The sequence below is a fragment of the Mesonia hippocampi genome (genome assembly GCF_014197445.1).
GTDB classification, from domain to species: domain Bacteria; phylum Bacteroidota; class Bacteroidia; order Flavobacteriales; family Flavobacteriaceae; genus Mesonia; species Mesonia hippocampi.
This window is the reverse complement of record NZ_JACIFO010000008.1, coordinates 1-24,356: the sequence shown is the minus strand read 5'-3', so window position 1 is coordinate 24,356 and position 24,356 is coordinate 1. Positions and strand designations below refer to the sequence as shown.

The window sequence follows — 24,356 nt, the reverse complement described above, 5'->3', positions numbered from 1 at the left end:
AATGAAAAGTATTCCTCCTGTAGCCAAGAAAATATCAACCAAGCTAGAAAAACATAATGATGTAAGAATAGATGATTATTATTGGCTTAACGATCGTGAAAATCCTGAGGTAATTTCTTACCTAGAGAAGGAAAATACGTATTATGAAGAAATGACCGCTCATACTAATACGCTGCAACAACAGTTGTTTGAGGAGATGAAAGGAAGAATAAAAGAAGATGATGCCTCGGTGCCTTACTTTTTAAATGGCTATTGGTATTATGTGCGATTTGAAGAAGGAAAAGGTTATCCTATTTATTGCCGAAAAAAAGAAACTTTAGAAGCCTCGGAAATTATTTTGTTTGATATAAATAAAATGGCCGAAGCTTATGAGTATTATAAAATATCGGGCATAAGCATTAGTCCCGATAATAAAAAAGCAATTTTTGGGGTAGATACTGTAGGAAGGCGTCAATATGAGTTGTATATAAAAAACCTAGAAACAAATGAGGTAGAAAACTTAGGGATAAAAAACACCACAGGAGGCGTAGCTTGGGCCAACGATAATAAAACCTTTTTTTATACCCAAAAAAATGAAGTTACTTTACGTTCTGATAAAATATATAAACATACTTTAGGTAAAGAAGCTGCTACAACCCAACTGGTTTATCATGAAACCGACGATACCTTTAACACGTTTGTTTATAAATCTAAATCCAGGGCATACATTATTATTGGTGCGGGAAGTACCATGAGTGACGAATATCGTTTTTTAGACGCCAATACTCCAGCAGCAGAATTCACCTTGTTTCAGGAAAGAAAAAGAGGGGTAGAATACGGAATTTCTCATTATGATAAGCATTTCTATATAGTAACTAATAAAGATGGAGCAACCAATTTTAAGTTAATGAAAACTCCTGTAGAAAATACTTCTGCAGAAAATTGGCAAGATGTTTTACCACATAACGACGAAGTGCTTTTGGAGGATATAGATATATTTAAAGAATACTTGGTAGTTACAGAACGTTACCAAGGTTTAAGCAGAATACGAATAATGCGTTGGGACGAAACTGAAGACTACTATTTACCACTGTCGGGAGAAACTTATACGGTGCATACCAGCAATAATCCAGATTTTGATACCTCGATACTTCGTTATGCTTACAATGCCTTAAACACTCCTGCTTCGGTATTTGATTTTGATATGAAATCGAAAACACAAAGGCTAAAAAAACAGCAACAGGTGTTGGATGCTAATTTTGCTCCAGAAAATTATGAAACTGAGCGTTTGTGGGCAATAGCCGAAGATGGTGTGAAAATTCCTATTTCGTTAATTTATAAAAAAGGAATAAAGCGCGATGGAAACAATCCGTTGTTACAATATGCCTACGGAAGCTATGGACATACCACCGAGCCAAGCTTTTCAAGCACACGATTAAGTTTATTAGATAGAGGTTTTGTTTACGCTATTGCACATGTGCGTGGAGGAGAATACCTAGGTAGAAAATGGTATGAAACAGGGAAAATGTTATCTAAAAAAAATACATTTACCGATTTTATTAGCGTAAGTAAATATTTAATAGCACAACAATATACCTCTCCTAAATTATTATGCGCTTATGGAGGTTCGGCAGGAGGTTTACTAATAGGAGCTGTAGCCAATTTAGCTCCAGACCTATATAAAGGTATGATAGCCGCAGTACCTTTTGTAGATGTAGTAACTACAATGCTAGACGATAGCATCCCATTAACCACAGGAGAGTATGATGAGTGGGGAAATCCTAACGATAAAGAATATTATCATTACATTAAAAGTTATTCCCCGTACGATAACGTAAAAAAGCAAAATTACCCTAACATATTGGTAACAACAGGCTTTCACGATTCGCAAGTGCAATATTGGGAGCCTGCAAAGTGGGTGGCAAAGTTAAGAGATTATAAAATTGATAATAATAAAGTTTTATTTCAAATAAATATGAATGCAGGGCATAGCGGGGCTTCAGGGCGTTTTGAAGCATTAAAAGAACTGGCCCAAGATTATGCATTTTTGTTAGACTTAACCGAGAAAAACCAATAATTAAAAAAAATAATGTAAATTTGTGGTGTTTTTGCACACGTATGCTCATTCTTGATCTAAAAATAGAGGGGGGATACACATTGTTAATAAGAACTTCAACATATGAAAGAAGACTTAAAAGTATATAACAGTATACTAGAACTAATAGGCGACACACCACTTATCAAATTAAACCGAATTACAGAAAATTTAGAAGGCGATTTTTACGCAAAAGTAGAAGCTTTTAATCCAGGCCATTCTACAAAAGATAGAATTGCGCAGTATATTATAGAAGAAGCAGAGCGTAAAGGTATACTAAAACCAGGGGATACCATTATCGAAACTACTTCAGGAAATACAGGCTTTAGCGTAGCAATGGTAAGTGTAATAAAGGGGTACGATTGTATTTTAGCTGTAAGCTCAAAGTCTTCTAAAGATAAAATAGACATGTTGCGTACCATGGGAGCTAAAGTTTACGTTTGCCCAGCAAACGTATCGGCAGATGATCCCCGTTCATACTATCAGGTAGCAAAACGTTTACACCAAGAAATTAAAGGCTCGGTATATATCAATCAATATTTTAATGAATTAAATATCGATGCCCATTACAAAACAACAGGGCCAGAGATTTGGAAACAAACCGAAGGTAAAGTTACGCATTTAGTAGCTTGTAGCGGAACAGGAGGTACCATTTCTGGAACTGCCCGATACCTAAAAGAACAAAACCCAGACGTAAAAGTTATAGGGATAGATGCCTACGGGTCGGTATTAAAAAAATACCACGAGACAAAAGAGTTAGACCCGAATGAAATTTACCCATACCGTATAGAAGGATTAGGAAAAAACCTAATCCCAACAGCTACAGATTTCGATATAATAGATAAATTTGTAAAAGTAACCGATAGCGAAAGTGCACATACCGCACGTTATATAGCACGTACCGAAGGACTTTTTGTAGGGTATACAAGTGGCGCTGCATTTCAAGGCGTAAAACAACTTGCAGAAGAAGGCGAATTTACAGAAAATAGTAAAGTTGTAATTATTTTTCCAGACCACGGATCACGTTATATGAGCAAAATATATAGTGACGATTGGATGCAAGAACAAGGGTTCTCTGATACCGAAAATCTAGTAGGTGCCGAACCAATAGAATTTGTAAAATAATAGAATTTCAAATAAAAGAAAAAAGCATCCAAAATTAAGGATGCTTTTCCCATTTTAATAATTAATAAAACGAATTCCATAAAAGTAAAGTTCATTTAATTTTTAATACTTTTGTGGCTCGTTTTTAAAAACTAATCTATATGAGAGATTTATTCGATAAGATATACAAAGATAAAGGACCATTAGGAAAATGGGCAAGTCAGGCAGAAGGCTATTTTGTATTTCCAAAACTAGAAGGAGAGATTGGTAACCGCATGAAATTCCAAGGAAAAGAAGTAGTAACTTGGAGTATTAATGATTATTTAGGGCTTGCAAATCATCCAGAAGTAAGAAAAGTAGATGCAGAAGCAGGAGCTAAATACGGTTCGGCATACCCGATGGGAGCCCGAATGATGAGCGGACATACAGATTTACACGAGCAACTTCAAAATGAGCTGGCCGAATTTGTACAAAAAGAAGCAGCCTACTTGCTAAACTTTGGCTACCAAGGTATGGTTTCTACCATCGATGCACTGGTAGGAAAAGACGATGTAATTGTGTATGATGTAGATGCACATGCTTGTATTATAGATGGGGTGCGTTTACACATGGGAAAACGCTTTACCTATAAACATAACGATATAGAAAGTATCGAAAAAAACCTGCAACGAGCAACAAAAATAGCCGAGCAAACAGGAGGTGGAATTTTGTTGATTTCTGAAGGGGTTTTTGGAATGCGAGGAGAACAAGGTAGATTAAAAGAAATTGTTGCCTTAAAAGAAAAATATAACTTTAGGCTTTTTGTAGATGATGCTCATGGTTTTGGAACTTTAGGAAAAACAGGAGCAGGAGCAGGAGAAGAGCAAGGCGTACAAGAGCAAATAGATGTTTACTTTGCCACTTTTGCAAAGTCTATGGCAAGTACAGGAGCCTTTATCGCAGGAGATAAAGAAATTATAGAATACTTAAAATACAATTTACGCTCACAGATGTTTGCAAAATCTTTGCAAATGCAATTGGTAGTAGGAGCTTTAAAACGTTTAGACATGCTAAGAAGCATGCCAGAACTAAAAGCTAAGCTATGGGAGAATGTAAATGCTTTGCAAAACGGACTTAAAGAGCGTGGCTTTGATATAGGAACTACACAGAGCTGTGTAACTCCTGTATACCTTAAAGGAAGTATTCCAGAGGCGATGGCGTTGGTGAAAGATTTACGAGAAAACTTTGGCGTTTTCTGTTCTATTGTTGTTTACCCTGTAATTCCTAAAGGATTAATTCTATTAAGAATGATTCCTACTGCTTCACATACTATGGAAGATATTCAAATTACATTAGACGCTTTTTCAGGAATTAGAGAGCGTTTAGAAAATGGTACTTACAAGCGTTTATCACAAGCGGTTGCAGAAGCTATGGAAGGGAAGTAGAAAATTTAAGTTAGTACTTATATACTTATAATTAAAATAAAAAGGGAACGATTGAAAATCGCTCCCTTTTTTTATTGCTAAGCTTAAAAAAATATAATTAGATACTGGTTTCGAAGTTGAAATCTGCCTGTTTAGCAGTAACAGGCTCTGCTTTTTCTACTTTAGCTTTAGGTAAACTTCTTGTTAGCCATCCTTTTCTTCCTGCTGTAGCAATGGCATAAGGTGTTATCCAAAACAAACTAAATGTATAGAATAAGCTGTAAGGGTACATCCATAAAGCCTCTTTGTAATCGTATTTTTTTGCATAAAATAATACCTGAATGCTAGAAAATACCAAGATACTTGTTAATGCAGTGCTTAAGAATAATAAAGGCTGACTTAGTAATAAAAAGAGCATTAATAAAACTCCAGGAATTGCCATTACTAGATTTATCCATTGGTTAAGCAATAATATTCTAGCTCCGGTTTTATTTCCTTCACGAAAGTTTTTAAAAGCAAATTTACTCATCATGATATTTTCCCTAACATTACTTCTTTCCCAACGGGTAAACATTTTATGCAATGTGCTATATTTTTCAGGAATATTGGTGTAAACAATAGCATCTTTCTGAAATAATACTTTTAAACCTTGTTTTAAAATCATGTTGGTCATGGCTCTATCTTCTCCAATATCAGAAGCTTTTCCCATAAAGGTTTGGTTTATCCACTGTGGTAAGCAAGCTAAAACCGCATCGCGGCGGTAAGCTGCCAAAGCACCAGGTGTACATAAAACACTTCCAATTTTACTTTGTGCAGAACGTACAAACTCAAAACTAAAAGCAAAACTAATGTTTAACATTTTTGGGATAAAGGCTTTTTGGTTGTTAAGTACCCTAACATTACCAGCAACTGCACCACAATTTTTATCTTTTATAAAAGGACTAGCCATTTGGCGAAGGGTATCTGTTTCTACAATAGAGTCGCTATCTACGGTAATAAAAATATCGCCCTTACCAATATTGAAGCCTCGGTATAATGCATGTCTTTTTCCCATGTTTTTTGGTTGCTGAAAAATAGAAACACGATCGCCTAATTCTGCTTTAGCAAGCTTCATCCACTTCCAAGTATCGTCTTGGCTTCCGTCGTCTATAGCTAGTAATTCTAGTTTATCTTCTGGATAATCGTTATTTGCTAAACTTATTAATGTTTTGTAAACCAATTCTCCTTCATTATACGCCGGAACAATTACAGTAGCTAGTGGTAGCTCTTTATTATTAACAGGCTTTATAGGTTTGTATTTAAAATAAAGCACAGCAAGATAAATTAAGAATGATATTTTGATGGCTAATAGAAAATAGCCTATGGTGATTAAAGATATCCCCCAATTACTTTCTAAACGCTCTAAATGTAACTTTTCAAATTCTGGTTGAAGGTAAAAAAGCATGCTAACCGCGCTAATCATTACGAGTAATGTGCCAGCCACAACCGCATAGCTTAACGGAGACCATTGTTTTTTTTCATTTTTCATAGCAATTTTGTTTTTGGATTCATAAAAGGAAATCCAAAAGCTATACCTAATGCTTATGTTGTTGATTTTCAGGTTATTTTTGTTTTGTGTAATGTGTAGATATTCTACAGAGTTGTAGAAGAAGTAAGCGTTTGTTTAGCGATTAGCTTTAGTAATGAGCATTCGTTAAGCAATGGTTTACATCGGTAAAATCATCTTGATGATCGGCGATTACCATTAAAATATCATTTTCTTTAATAAGCGTAGAGCCTCCTGGCCTAATGTATTTGTTTCCGCGTTTTATCATTACAATAAAGGCCGATTTCGGAAAGTTGATATCTACAATACGTTTATTCACTACACTAAGTGTTGGTGAAATTTCGAATTCTTTAAGAGAAGATTTTGGTAGATTAAGAATTAACTGATCTATTTCGTTGATTTTTTTGTCCTCTTCTGGCAAGGCAACATTTAGCCATTTGGCAAAAAGCGATAGCGTGGTTCCTTGTATTAAAATAGAGGTAACCGAAATAAAGAAAACAATGTTAAAAATAATAGAAGCTTTTTCTATTCCTGCAAGAAGTGGGTAAGTGGCAAAAACAATAGGTACGGCACCGCTTAAACCAACCCACGAGATATAAAGTTTTCTGCGAAGCTTCATTTTAAAAAACATTAAGCTAATAAAAACACTTACAGGTCTAGCAATAACAATAAGGAACAAGGAGATAAGCATGCCTATGCCCATATAAGGAATAATTTGTGATGGGAATACCAAGAGCCCTAACGTAAGGAAAAGAACAATTTGCATTAACCAAGCTAAACCATCAAACATTTTTAAGATGTTTGATTTATGAATAAGGTCTTGATTTCCTAAATAAACTGCACAGATATAGATGGCCAAAAAGCCGTTTCCGCCAATAAAATCTGTTGCAGAAAATGTTATAAACATTAGAGCTATGGTTAAAACGGGGTATAGCCCATCAAAACCAAGCTTGATGTTGTTGATGATGAGTTTACTAAGTTTTCCAAACCCAAAGCCTGCTATACCTCCTAAAATCATTTGTAAGAAAAACACGGGGATTACAGAAGCCACACTTTGATCCTGATTAACCACGAGGGTTAAAAAAGCAATGGTTAATACGTAAGCCATAGGGTCGTTACTTCCGCTTTCTAATTCTAGGGTAGGGCGCAAGTTTTCTCTTAACGAGAGGTTTTTAGAGCGTAAAATAGAGAAAACCGCAGCAGCATCGGTAGAGGAAACAATAGAGCCTAGCAGTAGGCTCTCGTAAATTGTAAAGTCGGTTACATACCATACAAAAACTCCTAGGGTTAAAGCTGTAAGTAAAACGCCGATGGTAGATAAGGCTAAACCTTCTTTTAAAATAGGTTTTATAGATGTCCAACTGGTATCTAATCCTCCAGAGAATAAAATAAAGTTTAGGGAGACAACGCCTATAAATTGTGCAAGTTTCGGGTCGTCGAAATTAATGCCTATAATTCCATCAGAGCCAGCTAACATTCCAATAACTAAGAAAAGCAATAATGTTGGGATGCCAAATTTATAGGAAGTTTTTCCTACAATAATGCTTATAAGCAGCAATAAGGAACCAATCAGTAAAATGTTTTCTGTAGTTAAATCCATGCTATTTTTTACAAATTAACATTTGTGAAGTTAACTATTTTTAGAAGAAAACAACTACGAACCTTATGTTTTTTAATATAAAATACAGGATAGCGTTAAAATAAATTATTTTTAAGATTTTGTAAAAATATGGTGTTGGGTAGCGGTAAAATAATCACAAAAAATTTGATTAAGTACATGTCCATTTCGTGCAGCTTTTACGCCTAGTAAAGGAAAAACTTCAACAATACTTTTGGTTATGTTTTTTACAGAGCTGGCCGCTGTGGTGTGTACTTTTGCGATGTATTCTGCTGTAAAGAAAGAATTGCTGTGTGTTGTTTTTTCTATTTCGGAGGCAAAATATTCTAGTTGTTGGTTAGCTTTTTCAATTTCTGAGGTTAAATGCTGTAGCGCATTGCTGCTTGTTATGGCTATGGCTTCTTCTTGTAAATGTTCTGCCATTCCTATATAATTAGCCCATAATGTAAGGTCTGCAAATAAGCTAAAGTTTATTTTGAATATGGGTTGAGGTAACTGAAAATGATTATAAATAAAACTATTTTCTTTAGCAACAAGCAAATTATCAACCTTAAACGAACAAGTGCCAGTAGCTTTTAGTCCCATTGTGTTCCAATCTTCAATAATGTTTACTCGATCTGCTGGAATTATAAACGAGCGGAAAACAGGTGTACCATCATTGTTAGTGAGTTCCTTTCCTTGTTCTGTAATTTTTGCATTTAATGTAAAATGTGTTAGGTATGGAGCGCCTGTTCCGTAACGCCAAGTTCCTGAGATGTTATAAAAATCCCCCTGTTTTTCGGCAGTTCCAAAAAGCCCTCCGCTACCACCAAAGCAAACAGGCTGTTTTGGAGTTAAAAAAATATCGTCGGCAGTTTTTTTAGGGAGGTTTCCTATAAAATAGTTTGCCCCGCTACAAAGCGTAACACACCAACCTAAGCTACCATCAAGTTTAGCTAAAAACTTTAACTTTTGTAGTCCCTGAGAAAAAGATAATTCTAAACCTCCATATTGTTTAGGTACCCATATATTCCATAAATTTTCTGAGGCAATCCAATTTAAAATTTTCTTGTTAAATCTAGGTAAGCCTAATTCTTCTTTAGGTATCGAGTAATCCAATGTTTGATTCTGTTTCATGTTTAATTAGTTTTCTCCATTTTAAATAGCCCGAAATTGCTACAATAAACAGAAAAGCTGTTAGCGCTGCATATACATATAATTCTTTATATAATAATAGCGGAATAGATATGATATTACTAATGTTTAAATAAATCCAATTTTCTATCTTTCGTTTTGCCATTAGCCACATGCCAGCCCAAGCAAAGGCTGTAGTGGTAGCATCCCAATAAGGAACATCAGAGTTGGTGTATTCCGATAGCCCATATACCATAAGTATAAAGCTACTCGTAACAATACCTATAGCTTTTAGGTGTTCGGTGCGAGTGGCATAAGTAATTGGTGTAGCGGTTTCTTTTTTTCCGAATTTCCAGTATAACCAGCCATAAATACTCATCACAAAGTAATAGAAGTAGAGAAGCATATCGGCATATAATTTGGAATGGAAAGCTATCCACATTCCAATAAGTACACTAATAATTCCGAAAAGGTAGTTGTTAACGTTGTTTTTTCTAGCTAGTAATACTTGAGTAACGCCAAAAACAGTACCTATACATTGTAGCCAAAGAAAATTAATAAGAAGCTGCTCTATCATTATAGTTTTATTTAATTACTAAAATGAGGAGATGTGCCACTATATACCACCAAAAAGTAGGGGGAGTGTTGTAAAATTCCTACGCCAGTATTATCTGGATCAGGTACAGAGCAAGGCTCTTGGGTATCATCTCAGCCTACTAAAGTAAGCACCCCATTTAAGGCAAAGGTATGAAATATAAACTTAGGAAACTTTCAAAAAAAATAAAAAGGCTTAACAAATATGCTAAGCCTTAAAAATTATCAAATTAAACCTTATATGGTATACTTTAGGTTTCTTAGTAGGTTGAGTAGATTATTTTTTCACTTGGGCAACTTCTTCTATCGTTACTAATTTATCTTCTTGGTTGCCCCAAGCATTCATTACATAGTTTAAAACATTAGCAACTTCCTCATCTTTTAAGCCTAAAGGAAGCATAATGTTATCGTAAGTATTTCCGTTAACTTCTATTTTTCCTTGCAAACCATATTTTACAGCATGGATACTTTCTGTACGTTTTTCGGTAAGCCAGTTAGAACCTCTTAAAGGCGGGTAAATACTAGCAACACCTTTACCATGTGGTTGATGGCATACGGTACAATGTTTTTTATATAACCCCTTTCCTTTAGCAATACTTAATTGCCTCGGTGAAAGTTTTACAGGTTTCGTGGCTTCATAGGTGTCTTTTTTTGTGTTGGATTTTTGATCTTTACAAGCAGAAAAAACAAGCAAAAAAAGTAAGGATAGGAGTGTGGAAAAACTTTTCATAATGATAGAAATTTTCTTACAAAAATGCTTAATATAAAAAGAAAATCAAAATCTAAAAAGCTAAGCTTTTACTAATTATTAAGAATAAAAAATAGAATCGTTTATTGTAAATCTTACCAAAAACATATATTATTTTTATATTTACCTCGGTTATTATTAAACTTCAGAATATAGTATATGAATAAGAATTATCGTGTAAAAGTAAACCATACCATAGCCTTAGAAATCCCAAAAAATGAAGTTGAAGCCTTTGATACATTACAAAGCTCTAAAAAACACTATCATAGTATAGATAAATACAAATCGGTTAGTGCTAAAATAGAACAATCAAATTTTGAGGAGAGAACCTATACTGTTCGAGTTAACGCGAATAGTTACGAAATAAAAATAGGCAATCCGTTAGATGCACTCATCGAAAAAATGGGATTATCCTTAAATCAAAATCAAGTAGTAAACTCTATAAAAGCTCCAATGCCAGGCTTGATTTTAGAAATTAATGTAAAAGAAGGCGATGAGGTAAAGGAAGGCGATTATTTGTTAGTGCTAGAAGCCATGAAAATGGAAAATGCCATCACCGCTCCTCGAGATGCGGTAATTAAAGCCATTACAATAAAACAAGGTGATGCAGTAGATAAAAATCAATTATTGATAGAGATGGAATAATGGTTTTTTTAAGCTAGCTAACAACCTTAAAACAAAAAACATGAAAAAAATATTAGTAGCCAATCGTGGCGAAATAGCCCTTAGAGTTATGAAAACGGCTCATAAAATGGGTATAAAAACAGTGGCCGTTTATTCTACTGCCGACAGAAATGCACCTCACGTAAAATATGCTAACGAGGCCATTTGTTTAGGCGAAGCACCTTCTAATCAATCCTATTTATTAGGAGATAAAATTATACAAAAAGCAAAGGAGTTAGGTGTAGATGCAATACATCCGGGCTATGGCTTTTTGAGCGAAAATGCAAGTTTTGCCAAAAAAGTTGAAGAAAATGGAATTGCTTTTATAGGCCCAAAACCTAAGGCAATTGAGGTAATGGGGAGTAAACTTGCTGCAAAAGAAGCAGTAAAAGCATATAATATCCCAATGGTGCCAGGTATAGATGAAGCCATTACCGATACCGAAAAAGCTAAAAAAATTGCCAAAGAAATAGGCTTTCCTATTCTTATAAAAGCTTCGGCAGGTGGTGGCGGAAAAGGAATGCGTGTAGTAGAAAAAGAAGAAGAACTTGCAGAACAAATGAAACGCGCAATTAGCGAAGCACAATCGGCTTTTGGAGACGGTGCGGTGTTTATCGAAAAATATGTAGCATCACCACGCCATATCGAAATACAAGTACTCGCCGATCAGCATGGCAATACCGTACATCTTTTTGAAAGGGAATGCAGTGTACAACGTCGTCATCAAAAAGTAATAGAAGAAGCACCATCGGTGGTTTTAGACGATAATTTACGGCAACAAATGGGGCAAGCAGCCATCCGTGTAGCACAAGCTTGCGATTACGTAGGAGCAGGAACAGTAGAATTTTTATTCGATGAAAATAGAAATTTTTATTTCTTAGAAATGAATACACGTTTGCAGGTAGAACACCCTGTAACCGAGTTGATTTCAGGTATCGATTTAGTAGAACAACAAATTAGAGTTGCCAGGGGTGAAAAATTGGCTTTCTCGCAAGAAGATTTAAAAATAAAAGGACACGCAGTAGAGTTGCGTGTATATGCGGAAGATCCGTTAAACGATTTTCTTCCAAGTGTAGGGACGCTAGAAAAATATCAAATGCCAACCGCTCAAAATATTCGTATAGACAACGGTTTTACAGAGGGAATGGAAGTGCCTATCTACTATGACCCAATGCTTGCCAAGCTTATTACTTATGGAGAAAACCGAGCAGAGGCTATCCAATACATGATAGATGCTATAGATAATTTTATTGTAGAAGGAATTTCTACAACTTTAGCTTTTGGTAAATTTGTATTTACCCACAAAGCCTTTAACGAAGGTACATTTGACACACACTTTGTTAAAAAACATTACAGTCCAGAAAAACTACAAGCGCAAACACAAGAAGAAGCTCGCCTAGCAGCAATCATAGCGTTAAAACAATACTTAAAAGATAAAGAAACTTTACGTTTACCCATAACTAAAGCTAGAAGATAAACTATGAGTAAAAATATTAAGAAATTAGAAGAAAAAATTGCTTTAGCTCATTTAGGAGGAGGAGAAAAACGCATTGCTAAGCAACATGAAAAAAAGAAACTAACCGCAAGAGAGCGCATAGATTACTTATTAGATGAAGCTTCGTTCGAAGAAATAGGAATTTTAGTTACCCACCGTACTACAGAATTCGGTATGGAAAATCAGAAATTCTATGGCGATGGGGTTATTACAGGTTATGGTACAATACATGGGCGTTTAGTTTACGTATTTGCACAAGACTTTACCGTTTTTGGCGGCTCTCTTTCCGAAACCCATGCAGAGAAAATATGTAAAGTAATGGATCTTGCCTTAAAAGTTGGCGCTCCTATGATTGGACTTAACGACTCTGGAGGTGCCAGAATTCAAGAAGGCGTAAAATCCTTAGGAGGTTATGCCGATATTTTCCATAGAAATGTAAAATCTTCAGGAGTAATTCCTCAAATTTCAGCAATTATGGGACCTTGCGCAGGTGGTGCTGTATATTCTCCCGCAATTACAGATTTTACACTAATGGTACAAGACACTAGTTATATGTTTGTAACAGGGCCAAACGTAGTAAAAACAGTAACTAACGAAGAAGTAACTTCAGAGGAATTAGGAGGTGCAAGCACGCATGCTACAAAATCTGGGGTAACTCATCGTACTGCGGCAAATGATATTGCTTGTCTAGAAGATGTGAAAAAACTTATAAGCTATTTACCACAAAACAATAAAGAAACTCCAGAGAATTTAGCATATACACTAGCAGATGAACTTCGCCCAACACTAGATACGCTTATACCAGATAGTGCGAACAAACCTTATGATATGCATGAGGTAATAAAAGGAATTATCGATACCGATTCTTTCTTTGAAATTCATAAAGATTATGCCGACAATATCATTGTAGGTTTTGCTCGCTTAGGCGGAAGAAGCATAGGTATTGTAGCCAATCAACCTATGAGTTTAGCTGGTGTTTTAGACGTAGATGCTTCTAAAAAAGCAGCCCGATTTACACGTTTTTGCGATTGTTTTAACATTCCTCTTCTAGTATTGGTAGATGTACCTGGATTTTTGCCAGGAACAGATCAAGAATGGAACGGAATTATTTTACACGGAGCAAAACTACTTTATGCGTTAAGCGAAGCTACAGTACCAAAAGTTACCGTAATTACACGAAAAGCTTACGGAGGAGCTTATGATGTAATGAACTCTAAACACATTGGTGCCGACCTTAACTTTGCATGGCCAACAGCCGAAATTGCCGTGATGGGAGCCAAAGGTGCGAGTGAAATAATTTTCAGGAAAGAAATTGCCGAAGCCGAAGATAGCCAAGCTAAACTGGCCGAAAAAGAAGCCGAATATGCAGAATTGTTTGCAACGCCATTCGAAGCTGCTAAAAGAGGATTTATAGACGAGGTTATCATGCCACAAACAACCCGAAGAAAACTTATAAAAGGGTTTAGCATGTTGGCCGATAAAAAAGTATTAAGACCTAACAGAAAACACGGAAATATTCCGTTGTAAGTTATATTTTTGCAAATCTATTTTACCAAAGCCAATTTTTTGAAAAATACACATGACACAAGAAACTAAATATACCGAAGATAATATACGTTCGTTAGACTGGAAAGAACATATCCGTATGCGTCCTGGTATGTACATCGGGAAGTTAGGAGATGGTTCTAGTGCAGATGATGGAATTTATATACTGCTTAAAGAAGTATTAGATAACGCTATCGATGAGTTTGTTATGGGGTCTGGGAAAACCATAGAAGTTTCTATACAAGGGCAACGAGTTATTGTGCGTGATTATGGTAGAGGGATTCCGTTAGGGAAAGTTGTGGATGTTGTTTCAAAAATGAACACAGGTGGTAAATACGATACACAAGCATTTAAAAAATCGGTAGGATTAAACGGGGTAGGTACCAAAGCAGTAAATGCCCTTTCTACTTTTTTTCGAGTAGAATCTACACGAGACGGCAAATCTAAATCTGCCGAATTTGAAAAAGGAAACCTTACACAAGAAGAATTTTTAGAAGAAACCAGCAGAAGAAGAGGAACCAAAGTAACTTTTATTCCAGACGAAAGCATTTTTAAAAACTATAAATTTAGAAATGAGTATATAGAACGAATGCTTAAAAACTATGTGTATTTAAACCCGGGGTTAAGCATTGTTTTTAACGGTAAAAAGTTTTATTCGGAAGATGGCTTAAAAGATTTATTATCGGATAGCATAAAAGAAGAAGAGCGATTATTTCCTATTATTCACCTAAGAGGTAATGATATTGAGGTAGCTATTACTTATAATAAAACACAATATTCAGAAGAGTACCATTCATTTGTAAACGGGCAACATACCACGCAGGGAGGAACACATTTATTAGCCTTTAAAGAGGCTATTGTAAAAACACTAAGAGAGTTTTATGGTAAAAACTACGACCCAAGCGATATCCGTAAATCCATAGCTTCAGCAATTAGTATAAAGGTGATGGAACCTGTTTTTGAAAGCCAAACTAAAACAAAGTTAGGCTCTACAGATATGGGAGGAGACTTACCAACGGTGAGAACGTATATTTTAGATTTTGTAAAAAGCCAATTAGATAATTATTTACATAGAAATTCTGAAACCGCAGATAAACTTCAGCGAAAAATACTACAAGCAGAGCGCGAGCGTAAAGACTTATCAGGAATTAGAAAATTAGCTCGAGAAAGAGCCAAAAAAGCAAGCTTACATAACAAAAAGTTACGCGATTGTAGAATTCATCTTGGCGATGTAAAAAAAGAGCGAAATTTAGAAACCACGCTTTTTATTACCGAGGGAGATTCTGCAAGCGGAAGCATTACGAAATCGAGAGACGTAAACACACAAGCCGTTTTTAGTTTAAAAGGGAAACCCCTAAATAGCTATGGGTTGAGTAAAAAAATTGTTTACGAAAACGAAGAGTTTAACCTGCTTCAGGCAGCGTTAAATATAGAAGAATCTATAGACGACCTTCGGTATAACAATATTGTTATTGCAACCGATGCCGATGTAGATGGCATGCACATTCGTTTGTTATTAATAACGTTTTTTTTACAATTTTTTCCAGAACTCATAAAAGAAGGACATCTGTATATCTTACAAACCCCGCTTTTTAGGGTGCGAAATAAAAAAGAAACCATTTATTGCTACTCGGAAGAAGAACGAAGAAAGGCCATAGAGAAACTCTCTGGAAAACCAGAAATTACCCGATTTAAAGGATTGGGAGAAATATCGCCAGATGAGTTTAAGCATTTTATAGGCGAAAACATACGCTTAGATCCTGTAATGCTAGATAAAGCCATAGGAATAGAAGAAATGTTGAGCTTCTATATGGGGAAAAATACTGCCGATAGACAGAAGTTCATCATTGATAACCTACGGGTAGAATTGGATGAAGTTGCGCAAAAATCATAAAAATATTAAGAAGTTATATTTCCATAACCACTGTTAAAATAAGATATTAATCATGGATGCTGAAAACCAATTTGAGCAAAATACCAATCATAACGAAATACTTACCAAAGTTACTGGGATGTATAAAGATTGGTTTTTAGATTACGCCTCGTATGTAATTCTAGAACGTGCCGTACCTTCTATCGAAGATGGTTTTAAACCAGTGCAACGACGCATCATGCATTCGATGAAAGATTTAGATGATGGTCGTTATAATAAAGTAGCTAATATTGTAGGGCACACCATGCAATACCATCCGCATGGAGACGCGAGTATTGGTGACGCCATGGTGCAAATAGGGCAGAAAGATTTGCTTATAGATACGCAAGGTAACTGGGGGAATATTTTAACAGGAGATGGTGCTGCGGCACCTAGGTATATCGAAGCGCGCTTGTCTAAATTTGCTTTAGATGTAGTCTATAACCCTAAAATTACAGAATGGCAAGCTTCTTACGACGGCAGGAAGAAAGAGCCTATTAATTTACCCGTAATGTTTCCGCTTTTGTTAGCACAAGGAGCAGAGGGAATTGCAGTAGGTTTAAGTACCAAAATACTTCCGCATAATTTTATCGAATTAATCGAAGCTTCGATAAAACATCTACAAGGCAAACGCTTTACACTTTTGCCAGACTTTCCTACCGAAGGAATTATGGATGCTAGTAATTATAACGATGGTTTACGCGGAGGTAAAGTTAGGGTGAGAGCACGCATTAGCCAGCGAGATAAAAACACCTTAGCCATTACAGAAATTCCTTACGGAACAACCACGTCAAGCCTTATAGACTCTATCTTAAAAGCTAATGATAAAGGTAAAATAAAGGTAAAACATATAGAAGATAATACCGCAGCAGAGGTAGAAATTCTTATTCATTTACCCAACAATATCTCGCCAGATAAAACCATAGATGCTTTATACGCATTTACTAATTGTGAAAACTCTATTTCGCCTTTAAGCTGTGTGATTATAGACCATAAACCACATTTTATTAGTGTTTCTGAAATTTTACGAAGAAGCACCGATAATACCAAAGCCTTATTAAAAAGCGATTTAGAAATTCAGCTTAATGAACTCGAAGAACAATGGCACTTTGCTTCGTTAGAGCGTATTTTTATTGAAAATAGAATTTACCGAGATATCGAAGAAGAGGAAACTTGGGAAGGAGTTATAGCAGCAATAGATAACGGATTAAAACCGCATATAAAACATTTAAAAAGAGCCGTAACGGTAGAGGACATTACAAGGCTTACCGAAATACGAATAAAACGTATTTCTAAATTTGATTTAGATAAAGCACAACAGAAAATAGAAGCTTTAGAAGATCAAATAGCACAAATAAAGCATCACTTAGAAAATCTTATAGCTTACGCAATTGCTTATTTCCAACGTTTAAAGAAAGATTATGGCAAAGGAAAAGAACGAAAAACAGAAATAAGACCCTTTGAAGATATCGAAGCCACAAAAGTGGTTATTAGAAATACAAAACTTTACGTAAACCGTAAAGAAGGTTTTATAGGTACCTCGCTAAAAAAGGATGAATATGTAACCGATTGTAGCGATATAGACGATATTATCTGCTTTATGGAAGACGGTACAATGATGGTAACCAAAGTAGATACCAAAACCTTTGTAGGTAAAAATATAATCCATGTAGCCGTGTTTAAGAAAAAAGATAAACGCACCATTTATAACATGATATACCGTTTAGGAAACCGCGGAAATACCTACATGAAACGTTTTGCGATTACTGCAATAACACGCGATAAACTTTACAGTTTAACAAAAGAAGAAAAAGGCTCTAAAGTGCTTTATTTTTCGGCAAATCCAAACGGAGAGGCGGAAATTGTAAGTGTATATTTACGACAAATAAACCGTGTAAAACGTTTGAAATTTGATATAGATTTTGCCGAATTAGCCATAAAAGGAAGAAGTGTAAAAGGAAATTTAGTAACAAAACACCCTGTAAAAAAAGTAGAACTCAAAGAAGAAGGCGTCTCTACCCTAAAACCACGTAAAATTTGGTTTGACGAAGCCGTAAGGCGTCTTAATACAGAAGCTAGAGGAGAGCTTTTGGGAGAGTTTAGAGGGAAAGATAAATTACTATTAATTACCCAAGACGGTATCGTGAAAACCATTGTTCCTGAAATGACACTACACTTTGAAGATCATTATATAATAATGGAAAAATGGCATCCTAAAAAACCAATTTCGGCGGTTTATTGGGAAGGAGAAAAGGAGCGTTATTATGTAAAACGCTTCCTAATAGAAAACCCAGAAAAGGAAGAGAAAATTATTACAGAGCACCCAAAATCTCAGCTAGAATTAGTTTCTACCGATTATATTCCGCAAATAGAATTAGTGTATAGAAAAATTAGAGGAAAAGAACAACGAGAAAACGAAACTATAAATCTAGAAGAGTTTATAGCCATAAAAGGAATAAAAGCACAAGGAAATCAGTTGACAACAGAAAGTTTAAATCAAATAAATTTATTAGCACCACTCGATTATCAAGAGGAAGAAACAGAAGAAGAAATGTACCATGAAACACCAGAAAAACCTCAAGATTTTACAGGTAATTCAAGCGAGGTTCAAGGCTCTTTATTTACCGATGATGAAGACTAAACAATGAAAAAAATAATTAAAGAATTTAAAGATTTTGCCCTTAAAGGAAACATGCTAGACATTGCCATTGGGGTAATTATAGGAGCCGCCTTTAATAATGTAGTAGACGTATTGGTGAAAAAAGTATTAATGCCACCATTATCGCTACTTACTAATGATATTAATTTTGAAAATAAAAAAATAACCTTACGAAAAGGTATCGAGCAAGGAGGCGAAATTATTCGAGAAGAAGTAGCTATTGCTTATGGAGAATTAATTACGGTATTTATTAATTTTTTTGTTATTTCATGTACCGTATTTATCATTATAAAAGTTTTTAATAAATTACAGCATAAAGCAGAAAACCCTAACGATAAAACGGTAAAAACACCAAAAGATATCGAGTTACTTACACGTATTAAAGTTTTAATGGAGGAACAGAACAAATTGTTGCAAAAACGTAACACACCTCCTAAGTCATAAATATATCTTAAAAAAATCTGTTGAAATTATTTTCAGCGGATTTTTTTATGGAAAGTAGTAAATACAATTAAAAATTTAGGAGCGAAGTCGTCTACTCAATTAGCAATAGTTTTTTCTTTTTAAGGGGAGTGGGAGAGAGAAACTATTTTTGAAAATTTACGTAGATTAATGTATAAAATAATAATTTTTGATGATAGAGAAACAAGTCTATAATGCCAATAAAATATACAGGTTATTTATACCATTATTTTACGAAAAATCAGCCTTTAGTTTTACTCACGTTTTTCCCCTATCAAAGCCATACCTAGTCCACACCTAGTCCATACCTAGTCTAGGGTGAGACCACGAATTGTCCACTAAAAAATGGGCTAATTTTAGTTTAGCTGTGGTTTAAATATGATGTGAAAATGACATATTTATAAGCTATAAAAAAGCGAAAAAATAGAGCTCTCTATCTGAAGTGTTTTTGACCTGCTTTTTTTATGGTTTTTATTGAAAAAATAACCTATATCTTTAGTTTTTTTACTAAACTCTTTTAGGATTTAGAACTTCTTTTGTTTTAACATAAAAAGTTATATATCTTTGAGGATATATACAAGTTGTAGCACATACGAACAAAAAATGAAAATTTACGCAATAACACTATTTTTTAGTCTTTTTTTCATAAATATTCAAGCTCAAAATGCGGTACTTTATGATTCCAAGAACACTTCTATGATTGATGACCAATTGAGTAAAGTCACAGTGGACTTTAATGGAAATGTTTGGTTTGGAACTTCGGGTTTTGGATTAGTGAAATACGATGGAGGAAAATTTGAAAATTACGGACAAAGTCATTCAACAATAGGAACATCAATTAATTTGTTATTTACTGATTCGAAAGGTTGTGTTTGGCTTAATTTTACCAGACCTTACAGTCAATTGCTATTTTACGATGGACTTAATTGGAAAGAAATTAATGGTGAAGAAAACGGAATTTCAGCATCTTCAATTGCTGAAGACAATTTTGGCAATATTTACGTTGGTGGTTATAATCAACTCTTAAGATTTGATGGTAAAAATTGGCAGGAGATTAAACTTCCTTTTAAAAATATAAACGTAACATCAATTGATATTGATGGTAAAGGAAATATTGCAATTGCCTACGAAAATGGTGTTTTAGTTAGAGAAAATAATCAATGGAGAAAAATCACAGAAGAAAATTCAGAATTAAGGTTGTCGACTGTCAAGGCATTAAAATATATTGATAATAAAATATTCATTGGGTACGGAGGAGGTCATGGTGATGGTGGTTTTTCCATATTGGATAATGATAAATGGACTCACTTCAATAAATCAAATTCATCAATTCCTGACCATATGGTAAAGGACATCGAAATTGATAGTGAAGGAATAATTTGGATGGCGACCAACAACGGACTTATCAAAATGAAAAATGAAAATGTTGAATCAGTTTTTATTAGGGAAGGAATGTTTAAAAACACCACGTTCGATATTGCAATTGGACAAGACAAAATTTGGGTGACAACAAATTTTGGATTAATCGAAATAGAAAAATAAGTACGTGCTACAACAATGTATAACCGCAATAACGGCGGATTCGACTACGTCCGAATCCACTCGGAATTGCTAACGTCTGTGCTAAACCGAAAAATTTGCGTACTTTAACCCGTAACTGACGGTTATACGAGACCGTTGTGCCTCATTAAAACTGAAAAATGCTAATAGACGATTTATTAAAAAAAATAAACATTCAAGATGGACATAGAGGCTACTATATGTTCGAAACCTTTATTCTTAATTTACTTAAAATTCATCTTGAAAAAGTAGGAAAACCATTTATATCTCAACCTCGGAGAATTGGTTTCGATGCTTACGCACCTGAAGGTATTGAAGAAATTGAAGGAGCTACTCAAATAGAGATTAAATTTAATCTCGAAAGGTTTCCAATCAGACGTCTAATAGACCAAGCTATCCATATTCAAGCTAAAGTTATAGAACCTGAACCATTTAATAATCTACTTATAATATCACCTAATCCTATATCAAATAAATATAGGAACTATATTCTTCATCGACTTGAAGATGAAAAATTACCTTTCAAAATTAAAGTTTGGGGACCAGAGGAAGTTAATAGTATAGTAGCAAAAAATCGAAAGGAGGCAAATGCAATTGCCAATAACCTTTTCTCATTAAGAATTGAATCTGCTGTAGTTCAATCATCAAAAGATTGGGAAAAAGAAAGACAAGAAAAAATTGAATTATTAAATAGACTATATAAAAAAGGGCAGTTTTCATTTTTCCTTGGTGCAGGTGTTTCAAGTAGCGCAGGAATGCCAGATTGGAATACACTTTTAAATTCTTTATTCGTAACATATCTAACGAACGAGTTTGATAATGAATCAAAAATATTAGATACCGATATCGAACAAATTGTTAATAGGTTAAATCAAATTGATGAACCTTCTGCATTAATGGCTGCCCGGTATTTAAGAAAAGGATTGGACAGTAGGAACACAGAGTCTGAACAGTTCACCAAAGCAATTACTGAAAATCTATATAAGTTACGTGATACAGGAAAAGCTATTGATTCAGAATTGATAAAAGCTATTGTTGAAATGTGTATGCCATTAAGAACAGGTGCAAAAGTAAAATCTGTTATAACATACAATTTCGATGACTTAATAGAAAGACAACTCGAATCACAATCTATTCAACATCATAGCATCTATACAGACAATGACTTCATAGACCCTGATGAACTTCCTGTTTATCACGTTCACGGATTTTTACCCGAAAACACCGATGCTTATGAAGGATTAGAAAAAAGTACATTAGTATTTTCAGAAGAAGGTTATCACTTAATTTATTCTGACTCTTATCATTGGTCTAATCTTGTGCAACTCTCAAACTTAAGAGAAAATCATTGCTTAATGGTAGGTTTATCAATGACAGACCCTAATTTGAGAAGACTCTTGGATATTGCTTCAAGAAATAGTGATAAAACAAGACATTTCGCTTTTATGAAAAGGTTGACTATTGATAGTTTCATAGAATCAAAAGAAGGAACTGTTATAGATAATATAGATGGAGCGAAGAAATTTTTAGATAGACATCATAATTTGAACGAGGAGATTATGAGAGAACTTGGTGTTTCAATTATTTGGTATACAACTTATGACGAAATTCCGAAATTGTTAAGAGAAATAAAAAAATAACGAGGCACAACAATGGTAGTCGTTGCACAAGCCTATAACTTTGCCTAAATTGATTTTGTATAAGCCGTTTTAAGCGGCTTTATTTTTTTACTAGTTGAGCGAATAGTTAATAGTTGAGTGTCTTAAAAGTGAAGATATAGACTTCTGTAAACGGTTTTTTACAAGAAACAATAAAGCAAGGCATCTCGCCTCACTTTTTGTTCGTTTTTCTATAAATTTCAAATATTTTTTAAGGTTGTAAGCAATGGCAGAAAGCTGCATACATTTGTTTGCCTGTTTTAATCCTAAGGTATTTACTTTTCTCAGTCCCATAAACTGTGTTAATGTTCCAAATACGGGCTCTACCGTGCTTTGCCGTTTGGCTTTCATATACCGTCCCTGTGGACTGTTTACTCGGGCTATGTTGCGTTCATATTCGTTTCGATAGGCGGTAATATTTATTCGTTTCTCATGACTTTTACCTATACATTGTGCAACAGGCACAACGGCTATAATTCATTTTTGCTCCATGCAAAACCTAAACTATCCTTTCAATAGGTCGGCTTTGTTTCATTTCCGAAAATCATTACTGATTTTCAAAAACGAAATCATAGCCTAAGCCGTTGGTAACAATATGAAAAAATTGCATAAATCAAAATTTGTACATATATTTGTACTTAAAAAAAACACATAATTATGCAAATCACAACTGTATCTGATTTTAGAAAGGATATTAAAACTTACTTGGACAGAGTAGTAAAGAACTTTGAAACCTTGATTATCAATCGTGGCAAAGATTCAGGAATAGTGGTTATGTCATTACAGGAATATAACTCGTTAATGGCAACAAACCACGAACTTTCCTCACGAAAAAATGAAATGAGATTGGATTCCGCCATCGAAAAGCTTAAAAAGGGAGAATCATTTGCTAAAGACCTAATCGAAGACTGACTATGAAATATGTATTTGTGGATGAGTCTTGGGAAGATTACCTGTACTGGCAAAAAACGGACAAAAAGAAATTGAAAAAAATAAATGAACTTTTAAAGGACATAGCTCGCAACCCTTTTGACGGAATTGGGAAACCAGAACCTTTAAAACATAAATACGCAGGGTTTTGGTCCAGACGAATCGATAGTGAACATAGGTTGGTTTATAAATACAATGAGGGAGAGATTTTAATTGCGAAATGCAGATTTCATTATGATTGAATAAATACTGTTGCCAACACCGGTAACCGTTGCACAAGCCTATAACTTTGCCTAAATTGATTTTATATAAGCCGTTTTTAAGCGGCTTTATTTTTTATTCTTGAGTGAATAGTTAATATTTGAGTGCTTTAAAAAAATGTATAAATCCATTTTTTCTGGCATTGTATGTGTTTATCTGTTAATAAATAGTAAACAATTTTGTTTACTATTTTATTTATACATACATTTGTATAATACTAAAAAACTTATGTTACCTAAAATAGCTAAAATAAAAGGCATACATCCAGGGCTAATATTACAACGTGAAATAAAGCGTAATAATATTAAAAGCTCTCAATTAGCTGCATCTATAGGTGAGCATAAACAAACCATTAGTGCTATTATAAATCAAAAGAGAGGTATCAACCCAGAGCTATCAATTAAATTAGCAGATTACTTTCATACAGAAAAAGATTATTTTATGATGCTACAAGCAGGGTATGAAGTGAAAAGTAAATTAACTGAAAATAGTAAAAGAACACCAAATCTAAACAATATTAGAAAAGTACTGTTTTGGGATACATCATTTGATAAAATAGATTGGAACAAAAACAAACGTGCCATTATCAAAAGAGTTTTAGAACGTGGTAATGATAAAGAAATCAACGAAATCATAAAATTCTACGGTAAAAAAACAGTTTCAACAATAGCAAAATCAATTAAACAATCTCGTTTATCTACATTTCAAAAAAATGCAGAAGACTTTCAACTTATTTAAGTTTTAAATGCCTTTACATCTTAATACCGTTTCCGATTTCCTTTGGGAATCTTTAAATACACTAATGACCATTGAAGAATTTAATAATTTTAGATTAGTTGGTGGTACGTCATTAAGTTTACAACAGGGGCATAGAGAATCTATTGATATTGATTTATTTACAGATGTAGAATATGGTAGTATTGATTTTAATCGTTTAGAAGAAATCTTAAATGATGTATTTCCTTATGTAATAACATCTTCTGTAGGTGAAGTTGTTTTTGGCAGGTCTTA

The 24,356-nt window shown here is 34.3% G+C and carries 20 protein-coding genes and 1 pseudogene; 15 read left to right on the top strand and 6 right to left on the bottom strand.

The genetic code is table 11. The features are described 5' to 3' along the window. Position 1 precedes the first annotated feature (1 nt). The 3 genes from GGR32_RS09675 (at position 2) to capB (ending at position 4,602) form a co-directional block, all read left to right on the top strand. Positions 2 to 2,056, top strand: a complete 2,055-nt coding sequence (locus GGR32_RS09675) for a S9 family peptidase (RefSeq protein WP_183478003.1) — start codon at positions 2 to 4, stop codon at positions 2,054 to 2,056. Positions 2,057 to 2,158: 102 nt separating this feature from the next. Then, positions 2,159 to 3,199 carry a cysteate synthase gene (capA, locus tag GGR32_RS09670; RefSeq protein ID WP_183478002.1) on the top strand — a complete coding sequence of 347 codons (1,041 nt, stop codon included), beginning with the start codon at positions 2,159 to 2,161 and terminating at the stop codon, positions 3,197 to 3,199. 140 nt (positions 3,200 to 3,339) lie between these two features. Then, positions 3,340 to 4,602 carry a cysteate-C-fatty acyltransferase gene (gene capB / locus GGR32_RS09665; RefSeq protein WP_183478001.1) on the top strand — a complete coding sequence of 421 codons (1,263 nt, stop codon included), beginning with the start codon at positions 3,340 to 3,342 and terminating at the stop codon, positions 4,600 to 4,602. Between the two features lie 97 nt (positions 4,603 to 4,699). Here capB and GGR32_RS09660 read toward each other — a convergent pair whose 3' ends face one another. The 5 genes from GGR32_RS09660 to GGR32_RS09640 form a co-directional block, all read right to left on the bottom strand. Continuing rightward, on the bottom strand, positions 4,700 to 6,109 hold the full coding sequence (locus GGR32_RS09660) for a glycosyltransferase family 2 protein (protein ID WP_183478000.1): 1,410 nt from the start codon (positions 6,107 to 6,109) through the stop codon (positions 4,700 to 4,702). Positions 6,110 to 6,257: 148 nt separating this feature from the next. Then, on the bottom strand, positions 6,258 to 7,727 hold the full coding sequence (locus tag GGR32_RS09655; RefSeq protein ID WP_183477999.1) for a potassium/proton antiporter: 1,470 nt from the start codon (positions 7,725 to 7,727) through the stop codon (positions 6,258 to 6,260). A 111-nt stretch (positions 7,728 to 7,838) separates the two neighbouring features. Next, the gene (locus GGR32_RS09650) at positions 7,839 to 8,861 is read right to left on the bottom strand and encodes an acyl-CoA dehydrogenase family protein (RefSeq protein WP_183477998.1); all 1,023 of its coding nucleotides are present in this window, start codon (positions 8,859 to 8,861) and stop codon (positions 7,839 to 7,841) included. Continuing rightward, a complete protein-coding gene (gene pnuC, locus GGR32_RS09645) occupies positions 8,824 to 9,435 on the bottom strand; it encodes a nicotinamide riboside transporter PnuC (RefSeq protein ID WP_183477997.1) in 612 nt (203 codons plus the stop codon). Before pnuC ends, GGR32_RS09650 begins: the two co-directional genes overlap by 38 nt. Positions 9,436 to 9,729: 294 nt before the next feature. Beyond that, a complete protein-coding gene (locus tag GGR32_RS09640) occupies positions 9,730 to 10,182 on the bottom strand; it encodes a c-type cytochrome (RefSeq protein ID WP_183477996.1) in 453 nt (150 codons plus the stop codon). 177 nt (positions 10,183 to 10,359) lie between these two features. Between GGR32_RS09640 and GGR32_RS09635 the strand changes: the two genes are divergently transcribed. The 8 genes from GGR32_RS09635 (at position 10,360) to GGR32_RS09600 (ending at position 22,136) form a co-directional block, all read left to right on the top strand. After that, entirely contained in the window at positions 10,360 to 10,845 is a 486-nt protein-coding gene (locus GGR32_RS09635) for an acyl-CoA carboxylase biotin carboxyl carrier protein subunit (RefSeq protein ID WP_183477995.1), read from the top strand. Between the two features lie 40 nt (positions 10,846 to 10,885). Then, positions 10,886 to 12,340, top strand: coding sequence for an acetyl-CoA carboxylase biotin carboxylase subunit (gene accC, locus GGR32_RS09630; RefSeq protein WP_183477994.1), 1,455 nt, complete (start codon positions 10,886 to 10,888; stop codon positions 12,338 to 12,340). A 3-nt stretch (positions 12,341 to 12,343) separates the two neighbouring features. Further along, a complete protein-coding gene (locus GGR32_RS09625) occupies positions 12,344 to 13,885 on the top strand; it encodes an acyl-CoA carboxylase subunit beta (protein WP_183477993.1) in 1,542 nt (513 codons plus the stop codon). 52 nt (positions 13,886 to 13,937) lie between these two features. After that, entirely contained in the window at positions 13,938 to 15,797 is a 1,860-nt protein-coding gene (locus GGR32_RS09620) for a DNA topoisomerase IV subunit B (RefSeq protein WP_183477992.1), read from the top strand. Between the two features lie 52 nt (positions 15,798 to 15,849). Further along, positions 15,850 to 18,456 carry a DNA gyrase/topoisomerase IV subunit A gene (locus GGR32_RS09615; protein ID WP_183477991.1) on the top strand — a complete coding sequence of 869 codons (2,607 nt, stop codon included), beginning with the start codon at positions 15,850 to 15,852 and terminating at the stop codon, positions 18,454 to 18,456. Positions 18,457 to 18,459: 3 nt separating this feature from the next. Continuing rightward, positions 18,460 to 18,918, top strand: coding sequence for a large conductance mechanosensitive channel protein MscL (gene mscL, locus GGR32_RS09610; RefSeq protein ID WP_183477990.1), 459 nt, complete (start codon positions 18,460 to 18,462; stop codon positions 18,916 to 18,918). A gap of 621 nt (positions 18,919 to 19,539) precedes the next feature. Beyond that, positions 19,540 to 20,478, top strand: a complete 939-nt coding sequence (locus tag GGR32_RS09605; protein ID WP_183477989.1) for a ligand-binding sensor domain-containing protein — start codon at positions 19,540 to 19,542, stop codon at positions 20,476 to 20,478. 158 nt (positions 20,479 to 20,636) lie between these two features. After that, on the top strand, positions 20,637 to 22,136 hold the full coding sequence (locus GGR32_RS09600; protein WP_183477988.1) for an SIR2 family protein: 1,500 nt from the start codon (positions 20,637 to 20,639) through the stop codon (positions 22,134 to 22,136). Between the two features lie 191 nt (positions 22,137 to 22,327). On the opposite strand, the pseudogene GGR32_RS09595 reads toward GGR32_RS09600, so the two are convergent. Beyond that, a pseudogene (locus tag GGR32_RS09595) lies at positions 22,328 to 22,607 on the bottom strand (transposase); the annotation flags it as partial. Positions 22,608 to 22,811: 204 nt separating this feature from the next. Between GGR32_RS09595 and GGR32_RS09590 the strand changes: the two are divergent. The 4 genes from GGR32_RS09590 to GGR32_RS09575 all read left to right on the top strand — a co-directional run. Continuing rightward, complete coding sequence (locus GGR32_RS09590; RefSeq protein ID WP_183477987.1) at positions 22,812 to 23,066, top strand: type II toxin-antitoxin system Phd/YefM family antitoxin; 255 nt, start codon at positions 22,812 to 22,814, stop codon at positions 23,064 to 23,066. A gap of 2 nt (positions 23,067 to 23,068) precedes the next feature. Then, complete coding sequence (locus GGR32_RS09585; protein ID WP_183477986.1) at positions 23,069 to 23,326, top strand: Txe/YoeB family addiction module toxin; 258 nt, start codon at positions 23,069 to 23,071, stop codon at positions 23,324 to 23,326. Between the two features lie 247 nt (positions 23,327 to 23,573). Then, on the top strand, positions 23,574 to 24,083 hold the full coding sequence (locus GGR32_RS09580) for a HigA family addiction module antitoxin (protein ID WP_183477985.1): 510 nt from the start codon (positions 23,574 to 23,576) through the stop codon (positions 24,081 to 24,083). 7 nt (positions 24,084 to 24,090) lie between these two features. Then, the coding region (locus tag GGR32_RS09575; protein ID WP_183477984.1) for a nucleotidyl transferase AbiEii/AbiGii toxin family protein at positions 24,091 to 24,356 on the top strand (266 nt) is incomplete at its 3' end.

Excerpts from the sequence above, each read along its gene's own strand:
- GGR32_RS09675 (WP_183478003.1), top strand. The coding sequence starts at position 2 with ATGAAAAGTATTCCTCCTGTAGCCAAGAAAATATCAACCAAGCTAGAA.
- capA (WP_183478002.1), top strand. The coding sequence starts at position 2,159 with ATGAAAGAAGACTTAAAAGTATATAACAGTATACTAGAACTAATAGGC.
- capB (WP_183478001.1), top strand. The coding sequence starts at position 3,340 with ATGAGAGATTTATTCGATAAGATATACAAAGATAAAGGACCATTAGGA.
- GGR32_RS09660 (WP_183478000.1), bottom strand. The coding sequence starts at position 6,109 with ATGAAAAATGAAAAAAAACAATGGTCTCCGTTAAGCTATGCGGTTGTG.
- GGR32_RS09655 (WP_183477999.1), bottom strand. The coding sequence starts at position 7,727 with ATGGATTTAACTACAGAAAACATTTTACTGATTGGTTCCTTATTGCTG.
- GGR32_RS09650 (WP_183477998.1), bottom strand. The coding sequence starts at position 8,861 with ATGAAACAGAATCAAACATTGGATTACTCGATACCTAAAGAAGAATTA.
- pnuC (WP_183477997.1), bottom strand. The coding sequence starts at position 9,435 with ATGATAGAGCAGCTTCTTATTAATTTTCTTTGGCTACAATGTATAGGT.
- GGR32_RS09640 (WP_183477996.1), bottom strand. The coding sequence starts at position 10,182 with ATGAAAAGTTTTTCCACACTCCTATCCTTACTTTTTTTGCTTGTTTTT.
- GGR32_RS09635 (WP_183477995.1), top strand. The coding sequence starts at position 10,360 with ATGAATAAGAATTATCGTGTAAAAGTAAACCATACCATAGCCTTAGAA.
- accC (WP_183477994.1), top strand. The coding sequence starts at position 10,886 with ATGAAAAAAATATTAGTAGCCAATCGTGGCGAAATAGCCCTTAGAGTT.
- GGR32_RS09625 (WP_183477993.1), top strand. The coding sequence starts at position 12,344 with ATGAGTAAAAATATTAAGAAATTAGAAGAAAAAATTGCTTTAGCTCAT.
- GGR32_RS09620 (WP_183477992.1), top strand. The coding sequence starts at position 13,938 with ATGACACAAGAAACTAAATATACCGAAGATAATATACGTTCGTTAGAC.
- GGR32_RS09615 (WP_183477991.1), top strand. The coding sequence starts at position 15,850 with ATGGATGCTGAAAACCAATTTGAGCAAAATACCAATCATAACGAAATA.
- mscL (WP_183477990.1), top strand. The coding sequence starts at position 18,460 with ATGAAAAAAATAATTAAAGAATTTAAAGATTTTGCCCTTAAAGGAAAC.
- GGR32_RS09605 (WP_183477989.1), top strand. The coding sequence starts at position 19,540 with ATGAAAATTTACGCAATAACACTATTTTTTAGTCTTTTTTTCATAAAT.
- GGR32_RS09600 (WP_183477988.1), top strand. The coding sequence starts at position 20,637 with ATGCTAATAGACGATTTATTAAAAAAAATAAACATTCAAGATGGACAT.
- GGR32_RS09590 (WP_183477987.1), top strand. The coding sequence starts at position 22,812 with ATGCAAATCACAACTGTATCTGATTTTAGAAAGGATATTAAAACTTAC.
- GGR32_RS09585 (WP_183477986.1), top strand. The coding sequence starts at position 23,069 with ATGAAATATGTATTTGTGGATGAGTCTTGGGAAGATTACCTGTACTGG.
- GGR32_RS09580 (WP_183477985.1), top strand. The coding sequence starts at position 23,574 with ATGTTACCTAAAATAGCTAAAATAAAAGGCATACATCCAGGGCTAATA.